This is a genomic window from Curtobacterium sp. S6, assembly GCF_000710345.2.
Taxonomy (GTDB): Bacteria; Actinomycetota; Actinomycetes; order Actinomycetales; family Micrococcaceae; genus Rothia.
Genome location: NZ_JHEL01000015.1, coordinates 1,389,364 through 1,405,965, shown reverse-complemented (window position 1 = coordinate 1,405,965; position 16,602 = coordinate 1,389,364). Strand labels below are relative to the sequence as shown.

General features: G+C 63.6%; 14 protein-coding genes and 1 pseudogene. 10 read left to right on the top strand and 5 right to left on the bottom strand.

Annotated elements, in window-relative coordinates:
* Positions 1 to 41 precede the first annotated feature (41 nt).
* Together CURSPS6_RS08635 and CURSPS6_RS08630 are read left to right on the top strand one after the other, a co-directional pair.
* The gene (locus CURSPS6_RS08635; RefSeq protein WP_051687768.1) at positions 42 to 1,196 is read left to right on the top strand and encodes a CPBP family intramembrane glutamic endopeptidase; all 1,155 of its coding nucleotides are present in this window, start codon (positions 42 to 44) and stop codon (positions 1,194 to 1,196) included.
* Positions 1,193 to 2,515 (top strand): M18 family aminopeptidase, encoded by a 1,323-nt coding sequence (locus tag CURSPS6_RS08630; RefSeq protein ID WP_030015570.1) that lies wholly within the window; start codon positions 1,193 to 1,195, stop codon positions 2,513 to 2,515. The genes CURSPS6_RS08635 and CURSPS6_RS08630 overlap by 4 nt, the downstream gene beginning before the upstream one ends.
* 103 nt (positions 2,516 to 2,618) lie before the next feature.
* Here CURSPS6_RS08630 and CURSPS6_RS08625 read toward each other — a convergent pair whose 3' ends face one another.
* A complete protein-coding gene (locus CURSPS6_RS08625; protein ID WP_051687860.1) occupies positions 2,619 to 4,004 on the bottom strand; it encodes a glyceraldehyde-3-phosphate dehydrogenase in 1,386 nt (461 codons plus the stop codon).
* Positions 4,005 to 4,296: 292 nt separating this feature from the next.
* On the opposite strand from CURSPS6_RS08625, the gene CURSPS6_RS08620 reads away from it, so the two are divergent.
* The 8 genes and pseudogenes from CURSPS6_RS08620 to CURSPS6_RS08590 all read left to right on the top strand — a co-directional run bounded on the left by CURSPS6_RS08620 (position 4,297) and on the right by CURSPS6_RS08590 (position 12,293).
* Positions 4,297 to 5,262, top strand: a complete 966-nt coding sequence (locus tag CURSPS6_RS08620) for a carbohydrate kinase family protein (protein WP_030015567.1) — start codon at positions 4,297 to 4,299, stop codon at positions 5,260 to 5,262.
* On the top strand, positions 5,249 to 5,776 hold the full coding sequence (locus CURSPS6_RS08615; protein WP_030015566.1) for a YbhB/YbcL family Raf kinase inhibitor-like protein: 528 nt from the start codon (positions 5,249 to 5,251) through the stop codon (positions 5,774 to 5,776). Before CURSPS6_RS08620 ends, CURSPS6_RS08615 begins: the two co-directional genes overlap by 14 nt.
* Positions 5,773 to 6,576, top strand: coding sequence for an HAD family hydrolase (locus CURSPS6_RS08610; RefSeq protein ID WP_030015565.1), 804 nt, complete (start codon positions 5,773 to 5,775; stop codon positions 6,574 to 6,576). Before CURSPS6_RS08615 ends, CURSPS6_RS08610 begins: the two co-directional genes overlap by 4 nt.
* Complete coding sequence (locus tag CURSPS6_RS08605) at positions 6,569 to 7,399, top strand: glycerophosphodiester phosphodiesterase family protein (RefSeq protein WP_235503708.1); 831 nt, start codon at positions 6,569 to 6,571, stop codon at positions 7,397 to 7,399. Before CURSPS6_RS08610 ends, CURSPS6_RS08605 begins: the two co-directional genes overlap by 8 nt.
* A gap of 37 nt (positions 7,400 to 7,436) precedes the next feature.
* On the top strand, positions 7,437 to 7,880 hold the full coding sequence (locus tag CURSPS6_RS12960; protein WP_082470259.1) for a DUF2809 domain-containing protein: 444 nt from the start codon (positions 7,437 to 7,439) through the stop codon (positions 7,878 to 7,880).
* Positions 7,835 to 8,281 (top strand): annotated as a pseudogene (locus CURSPS6_RS12955) (peptidoglycan-binding domain-containing protein); the annotation flags it as partial. The gene CURSPS6_RS12960 and the pseudogene CURSPS6_RS12955, both read left to right, overlap by 46 nt.
* A gap of 25 nt (positions 8,282 to 8,306) precedes the next feature.
* Positions 8,307 to 10,211, top strand: coding sequence for a glycoside hydrolase domain-containing protein (locus tag CURSPS6_RS08595; RefSeq protein ID WP_235503707.1), 1,905 nt, complete (start codon positions 8,307 to 8,309; stop codon positions 10,209 to 10,211).
* 1,446 nt (positions 10,212 to 11,657) lie between these two features.
* Positions 11,658 to 12,293, top strand: coding sequence for a hypothetical protein (locus tag CURSPS6_RS08590; protein ID WP_152978093.1), 636 nt, complete (start codon positions 11,658 to 11,660; stop codon positions 12,291 to 12,293).
* A 45-nt stretch (positions 12,294 to 12,338) separates the two neighbouring features.
* Here CURSPS6_RS08590 and CURSPS6_RS08585 read toward each other — a convergent pair whose 3' ends face one another.
* The 4 genes from CURSPS6_RS08585 to CURSPS6_RS08570 form a co-directional block, all read right to left on the bottom strand.
* Positions 12,339 to 13,703: a uracil-xanthine permease family protein gene (locus tag CURSPS6_RS08585; protein ID WP_035810347.1), complete on the bottom strand. Its 1,365-nt coding sequence runs from the start codon at positions 13,701 to 13,703 to the stop codon at positions 12,339 to 12,341.
* Positions 13,704 to 13,778: 75 nt separating this feature from the next.
* A complete protein-coding gene (locus CURSPS6_RS08580) occupies positions 13,779 to 14,660 on the bottom strand; it encodes an ABC transporter permease (protein ID WP_235503706.1) in 882 nt (293 codons plus the stop codon).
* Positions 14,657 to 15,862: an ABC transporter substrate-binding protein gene (locus CURSPS6_RS08575; RefSeq protein WP_082470257.1), complete on the bottom strand. Its 1,206-nt coding sequence runs from the start codon at positions 15,860 to 15,862 to the stop codon at positions 14,657 to 14,659. The genes CURSPS6_RS08580 and CURSPS6_RS08575 overlap by 4 nt, the downstream gene beginning before the upstream one ends.
* Positions 15,859 to 16,602 (bottom strand): ABC transporter ATP-binding protein, encoded by a 744-nt coding sequence (locus tag CURSPS6_RS08570; protein WP_035810344.1) that lies wholly within the window; start codon positions 16,600 to 16,602, stop codon positions 15,859 to 15,861. Before CURSPS6_RS08570 ends, CURSPS6_RS08575 begins: the two co-directional genes overlap by 4 nt.

Here is a 16,602-nt window from a genome sequence, read left to right as displayed (position 1 = left end):
CGCCTGGAACGGCGTCGGATCCAGCCCCTAAACTGAGGGTCATGGAAAATGACGCCGGCAGACCGAGACACCCCGATCCAGAATTTTCGACGGGTTTCTCCCGGTCCCCCCTCGCCGACCAAACACCGGCGGGAGGTCCACTCGGCGGCGACCGCGCGAGCCTCGAAGCCGCGCGGGCCTACCGCGAGGCCGGCGCTCCTCCCCTGAACCCCGTGCCGCTCGACGACCTGCCGTACCACCGGCTGTGGCGTTCCGACCCGACCCACCGCTGGTGGAAGCCCCTGGTCGAGCTCGCCATTTCGGGACCGTTGTATCTGGTCCTCGCCCTGCTGATCTCGATCCTCATGCTTGCTTCCTCGACGCTCACGGGCGGCCCGGCGGTGACGATCGGTCCGAACGGATACCCCGACGGAATGCTCGAGCATCCGTCGCGGTTCGCGTTGATGTTCCTGAGCATCGCGGTCATGGCCCCGTGCGTCCTTTTGGCCAGATTCTTCATGGGACCCCGGCCCCTGGGGCTGTTGTTCTCGGTGGTCGGCCGCGTGCGCTGGGGATGGTTGGGCCTGTGCTTCGTGGTGGGCCTGGTCGTGTTCGTCGTGGCGCAGGCCGTCGGGCTGGGCCTCGGCGGAGCGCTTCCGAGCCCGTCGGTCCACGGGGCGGTGACCTGGTGGCTTCTGATCGCCGCGATCATCCTGGTGCCCATCCAGTGCGTCGGCGAAGAAATGGCCTTTCGCGGTTACCTCATGCAGACCATCGGGCGTTGGCTCAAGCACCCGGCCTGGGCGATCCTGCTCCCGCTACCGTTCTTTGTCCTCAGCCACGGGTACGACCTCTGGGGGCTGATCAGCGTCGGCATCCTGGCGGCGATCGCGGGATTCCTGTGCATCGCCACCGGCGGCCTCGAAGCCTCGATCGGCCTGCACGTGAGCAATAACCTCACCACGATCCTGCTGGGCGTCTTCGGCATGGCGGACCCGTTCGGGGCCACGGATATCGGCCCGTCGGAGGCCGTGATGACGGTCGTCATCGACGGTCTGTACGCGATCATTGTGTTGTGGATGGCGCGACGCCGCCGCATCGAGACCAAACGTCCGGCCGCGGAAGCCGCCAAGGCATGGCCCGGCTGGGCCCTGCACAATGCGGAGGCCGCGCCGACACCCACCCATCACCCGTCCGCACCCCGGAGGCAGTCATGAATCAGGCCAGCCCGACCATTTCAGGCGATGAAGCACGCCGGAACGCCGAGGACCTCGGCGCCTTCGTGACGGCCTCGCCGTCGTCCTTCCACGCGGTCCGCGAGGCCGCCCGTCGGCTGGATGCGGCGGGATTCATCGAACAGCGCGAGACCGAGGGCTTCGACGGCTCGGCGGGCGGGCGGTACATCGTCCGCGACGGAGCGCTGATCGCGTGGTTCTCTCCCGAGGGCGCGAGGGCTCACGACGGTTTCAGCATCGTCGGCGCTCACACCGATTCCCCGTCCTTCAAGCTCAAGCCTCGGTCCTCCGTGGACCGTTTCGGCTGGCACCAGGCGGGGGTGGAAGTCTACGGAGGCGCGCTGCTGAACTCGTGGCTCGACCGTGAGCTGCGTTTCGCCGGACGGCTCACCGTCCGGGAGGAGGACGGCTCCGTGGGGGAGCGCCTGGTCTCCACGGGGCCGGTCGCGCGCATCCCGCAGCTGGCGATTCACCTCGACCGCAAGGTCAACGACGGCCTGACCTTGGACCGGCAACAGCACGTCCAGCCCATCTGGGGTTCCGGCTCCGAGCCCGGCGACGTGCTGGAATTTCTCGCCGCGCACGCGGATCGCCCGGTGCCTGCCGAAAAGGTCCTCGGGTACGACGTCGTGCTCGCCGACGCCCAGGAGCCGCGCCTCTTCGGGGCCTCCGCGGAGTTCCTCGCCTCGGGGCGCTTGGACAATCTGTCCTCGGTGCACGCGGGCGTGGAGGCATTGCGAGCGGCCGCTGCCGAGGACCGGGCGGGGTCGAGGACCCTGGTGCTGGCGGCCTTCGACCACGAGGAGATCGGCTCCACGTCCCGATCCGGCGCCGCGGGGCCCGTGCTCGAGGACGTCTTGGCGCGGATCTCGGCCTCTCGCGGAGGTACAGCGGAAGACTACCGCCGCGCCCTCGCGGGGTCGGTGTGCCTGTCCTCGGACGCCGGGCATCTGGTCCACCCCAATTACCCCGGACATCACGACCCGGCCAACCAGCCCGAGCCCGGCGCGGGGCCGTTGCTGAAGATCAACGCGAATCAGCGGTACGCGACCGACGCCGTCGGGGCGGGAATCTGGGCCCGGGCCTGCGAGCAGGGCGGCGCCAGTTACCAGGAGTTCGTCTCGAATAACAACGTTCCGTGCGGCTCGACGATCGGCCCGATCACCGCGACCCGCTTAGGGATCCGCACGATCGACGTCGGATTGGGCTTGCTGTCCATGCATTCGGCGCGCGAGATGTGCCACGTCGACGACGCCCTGAATCTGCGGCGCGCCCTGGAGGGCTTCTTCCGGATGGGATAGCTGGCGGGTCGCGAGCTCGGCGGGGGACAGACGGCTCGGCGCCGGCATCCACCAGAATGCCGGCGCCGAGCCGTATGTTTGGGACTCCGCGGATCAGCCCTGATCAGGCATCGTGCGGGAAGCTGGTCGGGTGAACCCCGGCCATTTCCTCCACCACGCGGATCACCTGGCAGGAGTATCCGAATTCGTTGTCGTACCAGACGTAGACGACCACCGAATTGCCGGTCACGATGGTGGCCAGCCCGTCGACGATCCCCGCGCGCCGGGAACCGACGAAGTCCGTCGAGACGACCTCGTGCGAATCCGTGTAGTCGATCTGCTTGCGCAGGGCCGAGTTCAGGGACATATCGCGCAGGTACGCGTTGAGGGTCTCCTTGGACTCGGGCGCCTTGCCGAGCTGGAGGTTCAGGATGGCCATCGATACGTCGGGGGTGGGGACGCGAATGGCGTTGCCGGTCAGCTTGCCTTCCATGTGGGGCAGTGCCTTGGCGACGGCCTTCGCGGCGCCGGTCTCGGTCAGGACCATGTTCAGCGCGGCCGAACGGCCGCGACGGTCGCCCTTGTGGAAATTGTCGATCAGGTTCTGGTCGTTCGTGAACGAGTGAACGGTCTCGACGTGCCCGTGGTTGACGCCGTATTCGTCGTCCAGCACCTTGAGCACCGGGGTGATCGCGTTGGTCGTGCAGGACGCCGCGGAGAGGATGCGGTCGTCCTTGGAGATGATGTCGTCGTTGACGCCGCAGACGATGTTCTTCAGGTTCCCCTTGCCGGGAGCCGTGAGCAGAACCTTGGACACGCCCTTGGACTTCAGGTGCTGGGAGAGCCCCTCTTCGTCGCGCCAACGCCCGGTGTTGTCGATGACCAGGGCGTCGTCGATGCCGTATTCCGTGTAGTCGACGGTCGAAGGATCCGAAGAATAGATGAACTGGATCGGCACGCCGTTGGCGTTGACGACGTTGGTTTCGGGGTCGACCTGGATCGTGCCTTGGAAGGCGCCGTGGACCGAGTCGCGACGCAGCAGCGAGGCGCGCTTGAAGAGGTCGTTCTCGCCGTTCTTACGGACCACCACGGCCCGCAGATTCAGCCCGGAACCCAGGCCGCGCTCGATCAGGATGCGAGCCAGGAGGCGCCCGATGCGGCCGAACCCGTAGAGCACGATGTCCTTGCTGGGGTGCTCCTCGGCGTCCTTCTGGTCGACGGCCTCGGCGAGCTGGCCGCGGAGCCAGCCGTTGAGGTCGGCCTCGTTGCCCTGGGTCTTGTGCAATTTATTCAGGCGGGCCAGGTCCACCGAGGCCGGACCGAGGTTCAGGGTTCCGAGCGCCTCGACGATCGGGAACGTCTCCTCGAGGCTGAGCTCCACGGTATCGATCTGGCGGGCCCACCGGTGGGCCTTGATGATGTCGGTCACCGACTGGTTGATCAGGCTCCGGCCGTGAATGTTCACGACCACCCGGTTCTCGCGGTGCAGCCGGCCGATGAGGGGGATCATCGCCTCGGCGAGCTCTTCGCGACGGGACCATTCGGTAGGGGTGACGGGACGGGCCACGGTACGACCTTCACTTTCTCACCCGGGGCTTCGCTGACCCGGGCATGATCTTGGGACGCTTCTTTGCGTGCTGAGCACCTCCCAGCGTAAAGGATGTCGCGGGCCCGGCGTTGCGAATTGTGGGAATCCGAGCCGTAAAGCAACGTGGCGCTCGACACATTCTCTCGAGGGGGTGGACGACGCCCGGGGCGACGTCGCTGGTTTCCTCCGGCGCTCGGGTCGATAGACTGGCGATATGTTGACCGTCATGGGCGAGGCCCTAGTAGACATCGTGACAAAAGATGGCGCGACTCCGCGGACGCATCCGGGAGGCAGCCCCCTCAACGTTGCCGTGGGATTGTCCCGCCTGGGGCACCCCACGCGGTTCATCGGGCGCTACGGCAACGACGAGCACGGCAGCGTGATCGACGAGCACCTCCGGGACTCCGGGGTCGAGCTGCCCGTGGGTCCGGACGACTCGCCCACCTCGGTCGCCGAGTCCGTCCTCGACGCCGACGGTGCCCCGACCTATCGCTTCCGCCTCGACTGGAATCTCGACGCCGCGAAGGAGCAGCTACCGGAGCTGGTGGCCGAGACTGACCTCCTGCACGTTGGCTCGATCGGGGCCATGCTCGAACCCGGCGCGTCGACCGTCCTCGACGCCGTCCGGCAGGCCGCCGACCACGCGCTGATCTCGTACGATCCCAATTGCCGACCGACGATCATTCCCGATGCCTGCGACGCGCGGACCTGGGCCGAGTCCGTCGTGGCCCTCACCGACGTGGTCAAGGCCTCCGATGAGGACCTGCTGTGGCTCTATCCGCACCGAACCGTCGAGGAATCCGCTCGGGCGTGGCTGGACCTCGGGGCGAGCCTTGTGGTCGTGACCCGCGGTCAGCTGGGCCCGTGGGGACTGACCCAGGCGACCGGCTCGGCCGGTGTGCGCGTCGCGCCGCCAGCGGTGACGGTGGCCGATACCGTGGGTGCGGGGGACGCACTGATGGCGGCCCTGCTCTCGGGTCTGGTGTCCCGGGGCATGAGCGGCGCCGACGCCGGCGGCCGGCTTCGGGGCCTGCACGAGGAAGAGCTACGCGAGGTGTTGCGGAGCGCGGCGGCCGCGGCGGCCATCACCGTCTCGCGGAACGGCGCTGACATGCCCACCCGCGAGGACCTGGAGACCTTTGAACAACAACACGAGGAGAAACCACATGCTGAATCGTGAACCCTATGCCGACCTTCCCGACCTGCCCGAATTCACGCTGACCTCAACGGACGTGACCGAAGGGCAGCCGCTGGCGATCGAGCAGGCATCCGGTGCCATGGGCATCGACGGTGGTCAGGATGTTGCCCCGCAGCTGTCCTGGTCCGGCGCTCCCGAAGGCACCAAGAGCTACGTCGTGACCTGCTACGACCCCGATGCGCCGACGCCCTCGGGATTCTGGCACCTGTGCGTGTCGAATATTCCGGCCTCGGTCACCGAGCTGTCCACCGGGTGGGCCTCGGAGGAGATCCAGGGTGCGATCAAACACCTCAACGACGGCGGAAACCGCGAGTTCACGGGTGCGGCGCCGCCTCCCGGGCATGGCGCGCACCGCTACATCTTCTGCGTGACCGCGGTGGACACCGAGCAACTGGACCTCGACGAGAGCGCCACCCCGGCCGTGGTCAACTTCAACCTGTTCTTCCACGGGATCGGCCGCGCCTTCCTCACGGGGACCTACGAGGTCGACGAGTGATCAAACTGATCGCCACGGACCTGGACGGAACCGTTCTCGGTCCCGATTTCAGGTTCCGCGATCGAACGCTCGAGGCGCTTCGGGCGGCTCGATCCGCCGGTTTGGAGATCGTATACGTGACCGGTCGTCCGCACCGGTGGATCGAACCCGTCCGCGAGCAACTCGAATATGACTCTGTGGCCATATGTTCTAACGGGGCGGTCATTTTCGACGTCGCGCGGGACGAGGTCGTCCATGCCGAAACCGTTGACCCCGGGGTCATCCTGGACCTTCGGGCGCGTCTGGGTGAGATGCTTCCGCACGCCTCGTATTCGGTCGAGACGCTCGCCGGTGCGTACTCGGAAGAGGGCTGGCCGGATACCAATCTCAAGGACGCCCACCGCAGGACCGTCGGACCCCTGCACCGGTCGTTGCCCGCGGATGCCCAGATCATTAAGTTCCTGGTCCGTGACGACTCGATGGTTCCGCGGGAGCTCTTTGAGCTGGTTCGTCACGTCGGGGATGAGTCCGTGTCCGTGACCCACGCGGTGGCCGACCTGCCCCTCGCGGAAGTTGGTCAACCCGGGTTGTCCAAGGGGAGAACCCTGGCTCGATGGTGCGAGGCCGAAGGGATCACCGCCGACGAGGTCCTGGCCTTCGGGGACATGCCTAATGACACGTCGATGTTGCAATGGGCCGGGCACGGATACGCGATGGCTTCCGGGTGGCCGGGCGTGATCGAAGAGGTCGGGCGCACGTGTCCCGGCTTCGACGACGACGGCGTCGCGCAGGTCATCGAAAGGGTGCTCGCTGGTGACTGAACCGGGTGTGACCTCCGGCGGTGGGCCCGCGCGTCCGGTCAGGATTTTGGCCCACCGAGGCCTTGCTCGCGACGGGGACGAGAACACCCTGGCCGCCTTTCGGGCGGCCCGCGAGGCCGGGGCCACCTGGATCGAAACCGACGTGAACACTACCGCCGACGGCGAGGTGCTGACACTGCACGACCCGGATCTGTCGCGGGTGGCCGGCGTGGCCGGCGTCGTCGGGCAGATGGATTCCGCCGATGTCGACGCGGTGCGCCTGCGCCACGGCGAGCGGATCCCGACGGTCGGGGCGGCCCTGCGTGAGTTTCCGGATGCCCGCTTCAACATCGATGTGAAGGACGAAGGATCGGTCGCCGCCTTGCCGCGCGAGATTCTGGCCGCGGGCGCGGCCGACCGGGTTCTCGTGACCTCGTTCTCCGAATCGAGGCGTCGACGTGCGTTGAGCAAGCTCCCACGGGGCGTCTCCTCCAGCGCTGGATACGGCGGGATCGCGGTCTTCAAGGCCTTGAGCCTGTGTATTCCCGCTCGGTTATGTTCGCTCGTCTGGCCCGTGATCGCACGGACGATCCGCCCTTGGATCGCGGAATTCGGGGCCATGCAGGTGCCGGAGGCGCATCGGGTCGGACCGGTGACGGTGCGGGTCGTGAGCCGTCGGTTCCTCGACGCGGCCCATCGATGCGGCCTCCGCGTGGACGTGTGGACCGTCGATGATCCGCGGGATATGTCACGGCTCGTGGACCTCGGTGTTGACGGGATCGTCACCAACCGAGCGGACGTGGCCGTCTCTGTGCTTCGGGACCGGGGGATAGCTCAGGGGTAGGTGCGGTTCCGGCGGGCGACGGTGTAATAACAACACCATGAACAAACGCTCAAAACCTCCTCTACCTCGCCGTGCCTCGGTCGCGAGTCATCTCTGGATCGGACTGTGCTTTCTCGTGGTTGGTGGCGCGGCATTCGGCTTGAGACGTCGTTTGCCGCTGCCTCCGCTCGCTGACTTGGATCTTCTCGACGCGGCCGGAACGATCTGCTGGGCCGCGGTCCTGACCGTATGCCTCGGCCTTCTCCTGCGCCGGACCCCACTCTGGAGCCCATGGACGTGGATCCTCGCCATACTGCTCAGTATGGCGGTAGAATCCTTCCAATCAACGCCGTATCCCGCCAGGATTCAGGCCGCGTTTCCGCCGGCGCATCTGCTGCTCGGATCGACCTTTTCGTGGATGGATATGGCCTTGTATCCGGTCGGGGTTGCTCTGGCATGGTCCCTCCTGAGAGCGTTCGGCCGGTCCACTTTCAGTCATTAAGCATCAGGACGGCTGACTCGATGGATCAGAAGGTCAAGGAGGCCCAGCAATGGGTCAACAGAACATATGGGACAGTTCCGGGGTATCAACCCTGCCCCGAGGATGGGGCCACCGGCTGGGCCACCATGTACTCGCTCATCATGGGGCTCCAGCACGAGCTGGGTATCAGGGGGCTGGTTGCGAACTACGGCCCCGGAACCACCGCCAGGGTTTCCGCATTGGGGCCGATCGGCCGGGGATGGAGCAAAAACAAGAACATCGTTCGCATCCTTCAACACGGTTTATTCTGCAAGGGCTATTGGGGCGCTTACCGCTTCGGTGAATTCAACGTCACCACGACTGCTGCCGTGAAACAGCTGCAAACGAACATGGGGATCCCAGCTACAGGCACCGTGGACGCCGAACTGTTCCGGTGCATTTTTGAATATGGATGCCTACGTGGTGGTCGCCGGCGGCACGGAGAAGATCCGCGGTATCCAGCAGTGGCTCAACGGGAGGTACTACGGCAAACCCGAATTCAGCATTGGCCCTGCCGATGGAATCTACTCTCGGGATGTCCAAAAGTTGTTGATGATCGCCCTGCAGTACGAACTGGGGATTGGCGAACCCAACGGGAATTTTGGGCCCGCTACGCGTTCCCTCTTGAAGCAGCATGAATTGTCAGTGGGCTCCTCGGGAATCTTTGTGGAGCTTTTCTCGGCTGCCTGCGTGTTCAACGAACCTGTTCCGGAGTCCGGCGGCGTGGTGCGGTCCAATCGCCGTGAACACTTTGATCCTGCCTTGGCGTATTTCGTCGGAGCTTTCCAGAAGTTCAGCCAGTTGCCGGTCACCGGACGGGCAGACTTCGCGACCTGGGCTCAGTTGCTGGTATCCATGGGTGACCCCGACCGTCCCACGGCGGGTTGTGACACCCGCTTCGAAATTACCGAGGCTCGAGCCGAGTGGCTGAAGAGCCACGGCTACGAGATTGTGGGTCGGTACCTCTATAACCCGGCTCCGGGCCCCGGGGAAGAGGACCTGGACAAAAACATCAAGCCCGGGGAATTGGAGCGAATCTTCAGGCATGGGCTGAGAGTCTTTCCCATATTCCAGGACAACGGACGACGCCGTGAGGACTTCACGTACGGGTCCGGTTTCCGGCACGGGCTTCTCGCGCACTCATTGGCTTCCGGGTTTGGTTTCAATCCGGGGACGGTCATCTACTTCGCCGTGGACGCCGACTTTACCCAGCAGGATATCGATGATGCGGTGATCCCCTACTTCCACGGGGTCGGTGCGGGGCTCGCTTCGAAGGGCAAGAAATATCTCCACGGTGTCTACGGCTCTCGGAACGTATGCACCAACGTCACGGAAAAGACCTTCGCTCGGTTCTCGTTCGTCGCAGGCATGTCCTGGGGGTTCTCAGGAAACCTGGGTTTCTCATTGCCTAAGAATTGGTCTGTTAATCAGATTAAGGAATTCCGCGTCTATCTAGGAGAAGAGACCTTCGACCTCGACAACGATGTGTGGCGCCTCGAGGGTGGAGACCCGGGGCAAACAAGCATCCATGCTCCATTCCATGGGATAGATGACTTCCTAGAAAGCATCGAGACTCTCTACGATCTTGCGGAAGACTATGGCCAGGTGGATCCAACCGTACTAGTTTGCAATTATTACCGGCAGGGTAAATATGATAACGCTCGTTGGGCTGCTTTGATCGGAGGGATCCACAAAGGTTTCATTAACTATGCAAATTCACATGGCGCCACTTTGGTGGGAGGCGCCGTGGATCCCGAGACTGGATATACCCTCGACACGCAACATCTCATGGCTACTTTGGAAGGTCATTACAAGAACCCGAAAACAAGGATTTGGATGACCGATGTCGGAGACATTGCAGGTTGGGGCGGGGATCTATTCACCTTTTACAACGACTGGCGAACAAGTGAGGAATTGTATTCGTCTGGGTATCAATACTGTAGAGATAACCTGGCTGTTCCGGGTAAGGTGACAACCTTTGGGTACTCAGATTTATTGGCTGATGCCGACGGCTACAATTTGGCGCAGGAACTGCGGAGAAATCGTATACCTGCGGACGTTTTTCAGACGGAATACCGCCGGGTGAGCGGATCCCCACGTATTCGGCGATTTTTCGAGTCTAGATTCCAGAGCGCAACAATGGCTAAAAAGACTGTCCATGATCTCATGGTGGGGAGTCTGAGTCCTGCTGTCATCGCCGCGCGTACTTTACTCACCGGAGCGACTATTCAGCCATCGATTTTACCGCCCAAAAAGTTGGACGAGTTTGAGCAGGGGTTTTGCGACGTCCTTTTGGAAAGGTTGGATGGATGATTGCAGATGAAATTCCCAAAATGATCAAGGGTGTATTATTAGTATTCTTTACGACATTTCTGTTTATCATTACAGCTATATTCTGGTGGGGAGCCGGATTTCACTATAGCTTCGACCCTGTCGATAGCTGCGGCGCAGCACAAGTTCCCTTCGACATAAACTTTCCCAGGTCGGAGGTGGACAGTCGTCTGTTTCCCATCTCTATGCACTGTAACGCAAGGGACGACATCGTCTCTAAAAAAGTTAATATAATATACTCAATTCTTATTGGTCTTACTGCGTTTTCGAGCCTATGGACTATTGTTTATGGAGTTCGTGCGTCGAGGGACTCGGAAAGTGGAAGGTGGAGGTCCAAGTGATCTCTAATTCTGCGGTGGTAGGTGCCTGTTCGAGGCTTCTAAGACCAGCACTTATCCCCTACGGGGAGATTGAATACCCACTCGTTGCTCACCAACTCATGAATATTCTGAAGGTACATTTGAGGAATCCGAAACCACGGCGTGGGTTACCTTCGTGGCAGATGTCGATGGGCTGGCTAACGGTACATTCGGCGGCGGGAAAATCAGGAAGGCGTTAGAGGTGTGAATGCATTTCTGGGCATTGTCGGCGCGGTCGTAGCCTGCCGTGAATGTGAGCAAGGATTTTCCGATACCTTAGTCAGCAGGTTGGAGTCAATCAGATGAGAAGACTGCCGAAGTGGAAGAAGGGCATCCTTCTGGTCTTTTTGACCGCATCGTTGATTTTTATTACCTATTACGGGTACATAGGTGCTGTAATTGGTTACAACTTCGACCCAAAGGATGGTTGTCGCTTCGCCGGCATGCACTATGATCGGCAATTTCCCCGCTATGAAGTGGACCATCAAATGTTCCCAATATCTGTGCATTGCAATGCTGAGGAGGATCTCGTCCCGCCGAGCGTGAACATAACTCTTGCAATCCTTGCTCTTCTATCATTTGCAGGAGCTTTGTGGACACCTATATACATAATTCGATCCCTAAAAGAATATTGTGCACGAACCGATTGGTGTAGCTGGAGCGTTGTTAAAGAGTTGTCTCCGTGGCGAAAAGCCATCTTGTTGGCGAGCTGCTCAACCGTTATGACTCTCATAACAGCATTCTACTACTTCATGGTTAAAAGGCACTACACGTCGAATATTGCGTATAGATGTCTGTTTGCCCGGGTGCGATATGACCGCAATTTCCCTAGCAAGGAAATGGATGGCTCTGTATTTCCAATCTCCGTACACTGTAACGCGCGGGACAACATAGTTGCGATGCCTTTTAATGTTATTTACGCATGCCTTATTTTGATTATAGCCGCGGGGCTTTTGGGTGCTCTCTTTTATCTCGCTCAGGGGTACCTCGTGCGCAGAAAGTTTTGATAAGGATCTTCCGGATCCCATTTATCTGTATTTCCTCATAAGATACGAAATAGGTGATATTCGTGATTCCCAATATGTCCCGTCGGACGTTGCTGTCCGTGGTGCCTGCGGCCCTGTCGGTGCCCTTGCTTCTCTCTTCGGTCGCCATGGCGCAATCCGTGCCGTCCCTGTCCAAAAGGTCCGGAAACTACTGGCCGGGAAGGATCTCGACCAACGGGTGGCCGATCATCGATTCGCCGCCCAGCGTTGCCGTGGAAGGCTCTAGCCACGAGATTCGGGTAGCGGAGGGGATGCCGGCCGCCCTCCTCACGTACGTGGCGCGCCGGTATCATTACGAGATCCATGAACTCGAGGCCGGTGATCTCGTCTCACATACCGCCGACCGGATGATCTCCGATTCATTCGAATCGAACTATCTCTCGGGCACGGCCATCTCGATCCGGGCCAAGCAACACCCCGTGGGGGCGCAGGACACCTACTTCGTCCGGGAATTACGCGTCATCGAAGATATCCTGCGCGAACTCGACGGGGCTGTGGTGTGGGGCGGTCACTTCACGAATCCTGCGCCGGCACATTTCGAGATCGCTCAATCCCCGGCGAGCCGCACGGTGGAGAAGGCCGCGATTGACGCGGCCGCGAAGACGTCGCCGTGGAAGGCCGGCAACATCGGACAGCCGACGCTTCCGACCGGCAACTAACCGGAGGCCAGCACCGGGCCCTGCGGTTTTCGGGAGAGTGCGTGGTCAGCCCATCGGTGACGGGTGCTCTGTCGCGTCGGGCTCCAGGGGGTCGGTGCCGACGGAGCGGCGTCGACGGGCGATGAACGCCATCAGGTGATACACCACCAGGGTTGCCCCCGTGCCGAGGGCGATCCCCGCGAACTGGAGGCCCGCGATGTCCCAGGTGTAGTCGGCGATGCCAACGATCAGGGCCACGGCGGCCGTCGTGAGGTTGACCTGGTTCGAGAAGTCCACGCGGTTCTGGACCCAGATCCTGACGCCCAACATGCCGATCATGCCGTACAGGACCGTCGCGGCCCCGCCGAGCACTCCAGCAGGCACGGTGGCCACCGCGGCGCCAAAGACCGGCATGACCGAGAGAAGGAGCGCGAAGAGGGCCGCAACCCAGTACGCCGCCGTCGAATACACCTTGGTCGCGGCCATGACGCCGATATTCTCGGCGTAGGTCGTGGTTCCCGAGCCGCCGCCGGCCCCGGCGATGGTGGTCGCCAGGCCGTCGGCCATGATCGCCCGGCCGGCGTAGCGGTCCAGATTATGTCCGGTCATCAGTGCCACGGACTTCACGTGCCCGATGTTCTCGGCCACCAGGACCAGCACCACCGGAATGAAGAGACCGGCCATCGCCAGGTGGAATTCGGGCGCGTGGAATTCCGGGAGTCCAAAGAGTCCCTCGCTCTGCCAGGCTTTGTCGATCGCGCTGAAGTCGACCTCGCCGCGAATGACGGCGGTGATGTACCCGATCGCGACACCCAACAGAATCGATAGGCGCCCGAGGATCCCGCGGAAGATCACGGAGATCAAGATGATCGAGCCCAGCGTCACCAGCGCCGTGACGGGCGCCTTCATGAAATTATCCTTGGCCGACGGCGCGAGGTTGAAGCCGATCAGCGCCACAATGGAGCCCGTGACCAGCGGCGGCATGAGCTTCTGCAACCAGTCGGTGCCGGCGACCTGCACGATCAGACCGATCACGAACAGAGCGAGGCCTGACATCACGATGCCGCCGAGCGCGCCTCCCGGTCCGTACTGATTCATGGCCGCGCCGATCGGGGCGATGAACGCAAAGGACGAGCCGAGATAGGAAGGCACCCGTCCCGCCGTCAGGAGCAGGAACAAGATGGTGCCGATTCCGGAGAAGAGCAGCGTCGTCGCCGGTGGGAAGCCCGTGATGAGCGGAACCAGGAAGGTCGAGCCAAACATGGCGACCACGTGTTGTGCCCCAATGCTGACGGTGCGTCCCCACGAGAGCCGCTCGTTCGGGGCCACCACGGAGCCTGGGGCGACGGACTTGCCATCCCCGTGCAGGGACCATCCGAACCCTGAGGCGCGGGATGTTCCGGATGACGGGGGCTGAGGTGCAGAGCTCACACGGACTCCTGGAAGGTGATGGCGGTCGAAACTCCGGCCCGCGATCGGTGGTCCTCCGCGCAGGCCTCGGCAAGTCTACCCTTGCCGCGCGGCGGGGGCTCGGCGTCGTCGTTCGCTCAGGAGGCGCTGAGCGGTGGCATCGAGCGCGATACCTAGGATCCCGATGACGAGAATCACGGCGAGCATCTCGTCGTAGGCGAGCCGGTCCCTCGCGTTGAGGATCTCGTAGCCCAGGCCGGAGGTGACCCCCAACATCTCGGCCGGAACGATGATGACCCAGGCGATGCCGAGGGCCGTGCGAACGCCGGTCAGGATGTGCGAGCGGGTGCTGGGCAGAATCACGTGGCGGAGCACCTCGAAGCGGGTGGCGCCGAGGACCCTGGCGACCTCGAGATGCCGGGGTTCGACCGCTCGCACCCCCGCAGAGGTGTTGATGACCACCGGCCACACCGCCGCGATCGCGACGAGGAAAACCACCGGCGCGTGCCCGACGCCGAACAGGGCCACCGCGATCGGGGCCCACGAGAGCGGGGAGACCATCCTCAAGAACTGGATCACCGGGGAAGACGCGCCCGCGAACCTCGGCCACGAGCCCACCGCGATCCCCAGGGGGATGCCGACCACGATCCCGATGCCCAGGCCCAGGACCAGGCGCAGCAGCGAGACCCCGATGTCGGCGAGGATCACGCCCCGCCCGAACAGGGACGCGAAGGCGCCGGGCATGCGCTCGGGCTCGAGCGCGGCCAAGAGGCGGTTCTGCGATCCCGCGGCGTGGGTGAAGATCCACCAGAAGACGATGGCGACGAGGACGCCGACGAGGCCGAGAAGCCACGGATTCGTTCCGGAACCACGCGGGCCCTTCGCGCGCCGCGATCCGGGGGCGGATGCGGCAGCGCTGGGCCGCGGCGTTGCGTCGGTCGAGGGCGCGTCGGCCTGCGTGTCTCGGGGTGTGCTCACGGGGCGATCTCCTCGGTTCTGTGGGTGGACGAGGCTCCAAAGGCGGACATGCCCCCGGACTTCTCGATGGCCCGGGTCACGAGCCGAGTGTCGATCAGCTCCCTCTGTGCCCGTTGCGGGTCGAGCCCGGAGAGGAAGTCGTCCGGGGCGTCGACCACGGTGTCCCGCATCGCGGTCAGGAGCTCGGCGGTGAAGCTCGCGTAGGGGTACGGGGCGAAATCGATGAGTTGGCCGCCCCACGTGGGATGGTGCACGGATCCGGGAAAGTCCGCGGCGTGGTCCGTGAGTGCCCGACGGATCGCGGGAAGCGGCTGCGGCAAAAAATTCTGGCTCAGGATGGTCGCGGATTCGGCACGATGCTCCCGGGTCCACGACTGGGCTTCGACCAGGCCGTCCATGAACGCCTGCGCGCGTTCCGGCTCACGGTCGACCAGAGACCCGCGCATCACCGTCACGCAGCAGGCGTGGTCCTTCCAGACGTCGCCCAGGTACCGCAGGGTCTTGCCGACCTTCTGCACGAAGGCACCGGCGTTGAAGGGATCCGCGACCACGAACCCGCTGATCACCCCGTTCGAGAGCGCGGGAATCATGTCGGACGGGGCCATGACCACGAGCTGCACCTCGCGGGAGCCGGGCGAGGGCGTCTTCCGGATGACCGGCGTGAGCCCCTCCTTTCTCAGCAACTTCTGCAACACCACGTTGTGAACCGACCACCAGGCGGGTATCGCCACCGTGGTTCCGGCGAGATCTGAGACCGCGTCGATCTCGGGCTTCACGGTCAGGGCCGAGCCGTTGACGTGGTTCCAGGCGGTGATGCGGGCGTCGGCGCCCAGGCCGTACTTCATGTGCAGGGCCATGGGCATCAACATGTGGATCGCGTCGACCTCGCCGACCACGAAGGCTTCCGACAGGGACGACCACGAGCGGAACAGGGTCGGCTTCTCGACCCGCGCACCGTGCTTCTCGAAGAGGCCGCGGGCGTGCCCGATGAGCAGCGGGGCGGCGTCCGTGATGGGCAGGTAACCGATGCGAAGCCTCGGGGAGGAGGAATCCGTGGATCCCAAACCGACGCCCGCGGCCCACGTTCCGGTGGCGGCCACCGCGAGCCCACCACCGACACCCAACGCGGTGCGACGGCTCGGCCCCTTCGGGGAGGCCCCGGGCGTTTCGTGCCGTGGGCCCGGCGCGGTTGCGGGAGTCATATCGAGTAGTCCCCGCGGGCCTGGCGATAGTAGCCGCGAATCGTGGTCGACAGCTCGTCCGTCTCGGTCGGGGTGGAGTAGCGGTCGACGGCCCATTCCCGGGAAAATCCGCGCGGACCGTCGAAGAAGCCGACGCGATCGGCCAAGGCCGTGGCCTCGTCAACGTCGTGGGTCACGGTGACGGCGGTCAGCTCGAGCCGTTCCATGAGATCGCGCAACCACTTCTGGAGGTCCTCGCGCGTGGCGGGGTCCAGCGCGGAGAGGGGCTCGTCCAGTAGGAGGACATCCGGGCCCAGGGCCAAAGCCCGTCCGACCGAGACCCGCTGGGCTTGGCCGCCCGAGAGCGAATCCGGATAAGCATCCTTCAGGTGTCGCAACCCCAGGGTTCCGAGCAGGCCATCGACCGTCTCGTCGTTGAGCCGTTCCCGGTTCTTGGCGAATCGGCCGGCGATCGCGATGTTCTCGGAAACGCTCAGCCACGGGTAGAGGGCGGGATCCTGGAACACCATGGCCAGCCGCTCGGGCGACCGTGACAGGGGCACGCCGTCCAGGAGGACATCGCCCGAGTCGAGGTCTTCCAGACCGGCGATGGACCGCAGCAGGGTGGACTTTCCCGATCCGGAGGGTCCCAGGATCACGTAGGACTCTCCCGGTTCCACGGTCAGGTCCACGTCGTCCAGGGCGGGCGAGGTGGTTCCGGGGTAGGTTTTGCGCGCTCGTTCGACCGTCAGCTGTGCCAT

Coding starts and splice junctions, on each gene's coding strand:
- CURSPS6_RS08630 (WP_030015570.1), top strand. CDS start 1,193: ATGAATCAGGCCAGCCCGACCATTTCAGGCGATGAAGCACGCCGGAAC.
- CURSPS6_RS08595 (WP_235503707.1), top strand. CDS start 8,307: ATGGATGCCTACGTGGTGGTCGCCGGCGGCACGGAGAAGATCCGCGGT.
- CURSPS6_RS08570 (WP_035810344.1), bottom strand. CDS start 16,602: ATGGCACAGCTGACGGTCGAACGAGCGCGCAAAACCTACCCCGGAACC.
- CURSPS6_RS08620 (WP_030015567.1), top strand. CDS start 4,297: ATGTTGACCGTCATGGGCGAGGCCCTAGTAGACATCGTGACAAAAGAT.
- CURSPS6_RS08625 (WP_051687860.1), bottom strand. CDS start 4,004: ATGATCCCCCTCATCGGCCGGCTGCACCGCGAGAACCGGGTGGTCGTG.
- CURSPS6_RS08615 (WP_030015566.1), top strand. CDS start 5,249: ATGCTGAATCGTGAACCCTATGCCGACCTTCCCGACCTGCCCGAATTC.
- CURSPS6_RS08575 (WP_082470257.1), bottom strand. CDS start 15,862: ATGACTCCCGCAACCGCGCCGGGCCCACGGCACGAAACGCCCGGGGCC.
- CURSPS6_RS12960 (WP_082470259.1), top strand. CDS start 7,437: ATGAACAAACGCTCAAAACCTCCTCTACCTCGCCGTGCCTCGGTCGCG.
- CURSPS6_RS08635 (WP_051687768.1), top strand. CDS start 42: ATGGAAAATGACGCCGGCAGACCGAGACACCCCGATCCAGAATTTTCG.